Below are 4,722 nucleotides of genomic sequence, written 5' to 3'. Positions count from 1 at the left end.
ATTTTTCCAATAGACTTCTATTTGCAACTTCTATTTTTATGGCATCAAATAGATTAAAATTTTGCTTTCATAGGCCTTGTATACCTATGTTATTTTAAGGCTAATAGATGTTAAATGGAAGTTAAATCTTTAATACAGACTGGCTTCAAAGGGTATTTAATTTCTGAGAAAAATAGCGCATTATTTAATTAGCTGTTTTCTTAAACTCACTTTCAACGACTAATGGATGGACCGATCCATTTAACAAGTTTTTTCTCTCCCGTTAGTGCCTTACAAGTCTTTTTTCCAGCGGTCCCAATTTTAATATCTATTCTAATTACCAAGTATCAAAATAAACACACCAATTCTTCACCCCTTAAATCATACTGGTTATGGTCCTATCATCTCTATGGTATAAGCCTTTTACCCGTCAGAATGCGCTTCTAGTGGATATTATACATCAGTTGGATAAGGGGAATATAAGCCTTAAGGCCTTGCATATGAATGATATGCCCACTGGGCCTGGTATGATTTTTTTGGATAGCTTTTCCTCACCTGTAGAGATACAAGAAACGATCGATGCATGTTCAACCGAAGAAACCACTAAACTTATTGCTGTCTCAGTCAGTCCGTTGCCAACGTCCTTTACTTGGATGTTGCTGCAGAGTGGGGTAACGGAAGTCTTTTCCTGGTTTGAGGTTGAAAAGCCAGTGCAAATCATTGCTTCACGACTCAGTTACTGGCGAGTCCTTGAGGAGCACGTAGGTAGCCTCCAAACTAAATTAGTCGGGAAGAGTAAACGCTGGCTCGATACGCTTCGTCAGATCGTGGACATGGCTTTATCTAACTGTCCGGTGCTCATTACCGGCGAGAGTGGTACGGGGAAAGAATTAGTTGCTCATGAAATTCACACCTTAGACATTCGCTTCGACAAACAGGATTGTATCGTCGTGGATTGCACAAACCTGATACCTGGCCTGTCGGGAAGCGAACTATTCGGACACGAGAAAGGAGCTTTTACAAACGCTATTAATACTCGCGACGGGGCTATTGCCCTAGCACATAAGGGTACTCTTTTTCTGGACGAATTAGGTGAATTACCTCTGCCATTACAGGCGGAGTTTCTGCGGGCGTTGCAGGAAGGAACTTACAAGCGAGTGGGCAGTAATAACTGGCGTAAATCGCAATTTCGGCTGGTTAGCGCCACCAACCGCGATCTGGCCGATGAAGTAAAGAAGGGAAATTTTCGGCAGGATTTATTTTACCGGGTGTCAGGCTGGACGTGTCAATTGCCCCCACTGCGGGAACACAAAGAAGATATCCCGGTATTGGCTGAGCATTTTTTTAGAAACCACCATCAGATCGAACAGCCCATTGACCGGCAAGTGTTCGACTTCTTGCAGCTACGTGACTATCCAGGTAACGTGCGAGAATTACAGCAATTAGTCAACCGGATTGCCAATAAGCATCTGGGTGAAGGCCCAATCACAATCGGCGACATCCCGCAGTCGGATTGGCCCGACTTTCGCCGGATGTCCACTCCGCCAGTGAGCAACGATCTTGAATTAGCTATTAATAGCTTGATGTACAACGGGTTAGGATTGAAAGAAATTAAGGATATTGTCGCCGAAATTGCTAAGAAAGTGGCTATTAACCACGAAAATGGTAATCTAAAAATGGCTGCACAACGGCTCGGCTGTAGTGAACGTATTCTGCAAATGCATCAGAAAGCTGAACCCGTATCTGGTTTTACAATGCAGCAAATTGGTTGAAAAAGTGGATAATCAGTCGTAGCTGATACGAGAGCAACTCCCATGCACAGCCACGACCGATTATCCACTTCTATTGACTGATTAGCCAGGGGTCACGCCAGCTCTTGGAGAAACCTACTTCTTTTGATACCGAAATGCTATGTTCCTTTGCTGGCTGGGGTTTTCGGTTCACGCGGCCGATTAGTTTGAGCAGGTTGCCAGAGAGGATTTTTGTTGCATCACCAGTAGATAGTTTCAGGGCAGCAATTTTGGCCAGTTCGACGCCTGGATGCAGCCATGGACCATCGGACCCGAATAGGAATTTGTCGGGACCAGCGCAGTCAACGGCTCGCTGGAGCAGGTCGAACCGCCTTACCCCGGATGTATCGGTGTAGATATTGGGAAAACGAACTAAGTAATCGATCATCCCGGCCTGCGCTCGCCAATCGTCGGAAAAGCTGCCTAAGTGGGGAATGATAAAGTTAACATCGGGATATTCTTGCCCCAACAGTTCAACTACTGAGATTTCGGCCACTACATCATAAAGAACCGGCAAACGAAAGGCACGGGCCGTTTCGCAGACTTCCCGGCTGATGCGAGCATCGTAGCGATGGAGTTTTATGCCGCAGAAGCCGTACTCCTGCACCGCCTTTTTGACCATTTTCAGCACCCGTCCCCGGTCGCGGATAGCGTGAACGAAAGCAAAGCCATAAAATCGGTTGGGGTTGCTCTGCACAATGCTGGCCACCTGTTGGTTTGCCAGCGTGTAGTTAGAGTGGAAAGCGGCAAAAAGTACCGTTTTCTGAATACCCGCGTCAGTGGCCCAGCCTAAATAAGGCTTTAGGGGAGCGTTAGTATCCCAGGGACCGGTTAACCCGTCGCCTTTTCCGGCGTGGCAGTGGCAGTCTATTATGAGCATGAGCTGTTTGGCAAGACTTTATGTTATTAGAGCATTAATGGTTCCTGCACTATGGGAAAATACTTTTTCTTTCGCTGTTCGCCATTTTTTTCGCAAGGCTGAATCAAGCCGTTGCGGATTGTTACGAACGTTATTTCGAAACACAATTAATATGAATCTAAATTTTCTGGGTAGTTCTGGCTCAGCTTGACGAAATAGGGCTGCATCCTCGCCGGGTAATATTATACTCCACCATTGTAATCCTGATCTATTCGCCCAATATGCGGGAACACGTTGATCTTCTTTATAAATACCGTCCAGCAATCCTGACTTCACCGCAGCAAGCATTTCAGCGCCGTCGGCCCTGGCAGCCGGGTCGGGGCTTCTGAGCATCCGTTGAAGAGAGTACTGAGCATGAACGTCAATATTGGGATGAATGACATCGTTAGGCGAGAATTCCTGCTCTGATTCATGCGTACCGTCTATAATCTCGTCCAGCATCTGGTATTCATCGGTTTCCTGCTCCCTATTGTTACCCTTACCTTTTCCAATATTAGCATCTTTTTTTGCTTCGTTCCTTCGTTTGCGTGCTTCTTCAGCTCCATCTACCCCAGCCACTACTGCATCTTTAATGGGCTTAATCGGGTTTTCTTTAGCAGGCAGAAATACGGTGGAAAGGGCCAGCAAGGGAGCCGCTAATTTTTTGTACCATTCCCCCTCCACCCCGCCTTCGTGGACCTGACCGTCATCGGCCAGCAGTTGATCCAGTTCCGTCTGCACTGCCTCACCGACCTCTGGTAGAATAGTACCTGATGTGATCATAAGCTCCTTCATATCCTGCCATGCCTTTCGCAAAGCTGGGTCAAGCCGCTGAGGATTGGAGCGTACTTTATCTCGGAAGACAAGTATCCGAATTTGCAGCTTATCATTATTTTCGAAGATTACTGCAGCTGCGTCTTTGCCGGGTTTAATTAGCTGCCACCAGCCCATACCCACATCTTTAGCCAGTTGGGCTGGCCAGTACTGATCCTCTTTGAAGATACCAAACAACCTTTCCCCATAAATAGCACCCACCATTTCATTTCCGTCCACCCTTGCAGCCGGATCAGGGCTTCTACGCATCCGTTGAAGAGCATATTGAGCATGGACATCAATATTGGGATGAATGACATCGTTAGGCGAGAATTCCTGATTCTGTTCATTCTCGAACTCATTCTGGGATTGGTCGGCGTTGCCAGATATCAACTGATCCAGTTCCGTTTGCGTAAATTCACCAAACGCCGGAGTTATTTCTGATCGGCCATTTTTCTGACAGGCACAACCAGCCTGCAACGATGTCTGCTGCATCCTTAACTTATCAGCAAGCCCAAAACGCTGCAAAAATTGATTTAAAGCTTGATTACAGGCGGGACAGTCGCCAGTACCCACGTTGACCATCAAGATGCTTTTTACTAACATGGGAAATCCCGGATTAGCCGCCGACTGGCGGGTAAACCATCGTATAAACTGCCGTTGAGCGTGTTGACCGCCAGTGATATCAGTCGTGATAAAATCAGGACGAAGCGGTACCCGAATGGAACGGCCATCTTTAGTGTAGACGTTGACCCTTGCGCCTGTTTTTGGGCGGGCTGGGGGTAAGCTTGGAGTCAGCGAGAGGTTCATAAGCAATGAGGTTGTTTGGTTTAGGATGAGGAGTGGAGTTGTCCTTGCCTAGAATAGTATTGATCTGGTGACAGGTGCGCAGAATAGCTGATGGTGGGTGGTCGGCCCGAATGCAGAAGGCTACCTCCGGCACAGTTGGCTGCTGGTCATTGGTCAGCAATAAGGGTTGAATACCAGCCATTCTTAGTTGACGATATACTGAGAAAACCGCTCTTGCATTCGATAACGCTAATTTCTGCACCGGAAACAAGCCACCCGTCGTGGGAACCGACCGGACTTGCTGTTTGAACAGGGTAACATTCTGACAAAGCTGATTCCGTAGCCTGTCGCCTTTTGATCGGTCATTTTGCAACGCTTGCCCAGCCACCCAGGCATGGAGGTTCGAGACCGGACTGGTGTGTATGCGCACTTCACTACGTTGCCGGTAGCGGC

4 protein-coding genes are annotated in these 4,722 nt (G+C 47.3%); 1 reads left to right on the top strand and 3 read right to left on the bottom strand.

The window, feature by feature from the left end; all coding sequences use genetic code 11:
- Positions 1-371 precede the first annotated feature (371 nt).
- The gene (locus tag ACOJS8_RS07330; RefSeq protein ID WP_420147890.1) at positions 372-1,751 is read left to right on the top strand and encodes a sigma 54-interacting transcriptional regulator; all 1,380 of its coding nucleotides are present in this window, start codon (positions 372-374) and stop codon (positions 1,749-1,751) included.
- A 70-nt stretch (positions 1,752-1,821) separates the two neighbouring features.
- Here the strand turns inward: ACOJS8_RS07330 and ACOJS8_RS07325 are convergent, their stop codons facing one another.
- The 3 genes from ACOJS8_RS07325 to ACOJS8_RS07315 form a co-directional block, all read right to left on the bottom strand.
- Positions 1,822-2,649 (bottom strand): amidohydrolase family protein, encoded by an 828-nt coding sequence (locus ACOJS8_RS07325; RefSeq protein ID WP_420147889.1) that lies wholly within the window; start codon positions 2,647-2,649, stop codon positions 1,822-1,824.
- An 18-nt stretch (positions 2,650-2,667) separates the two neighbouring features.
- On the bottom strand, positions 2,668-4,290 hold the full coding sequence (locus tag ACOJS8_RS07320) for a hypothetical protein (RefSeq protein ID WP_420147888.1): 1,623 nt from the start codon (positions 4,288-4,290) through the stop codon (positions 2,668-2,670).
- Positions 4,217-4,722 (bottom strand): hypothetical protein (locus ACOJS8_RS07315; RefSeq protein ID WP_420147887.1); only part of this gene is annotated, 506 nt, incomplete at its 5' end. The genes ACOJS8_RS07320 and ACOJS8_RS07315, both read right to left, overlap by 74 nt.

Source organism: Spirosoma sp., from assembly GCF_048594605.1.
GTDB lineage: Bacteria > Bacteroidota > Bacteroidia > Cytophagales > Spirosomataceae > Spirosoma.
The sequence above is the reverse complement of the archived record's forward strand: the minus strand, read 5'-3'. Positions and strand labels throughout refer to the sequence as shown.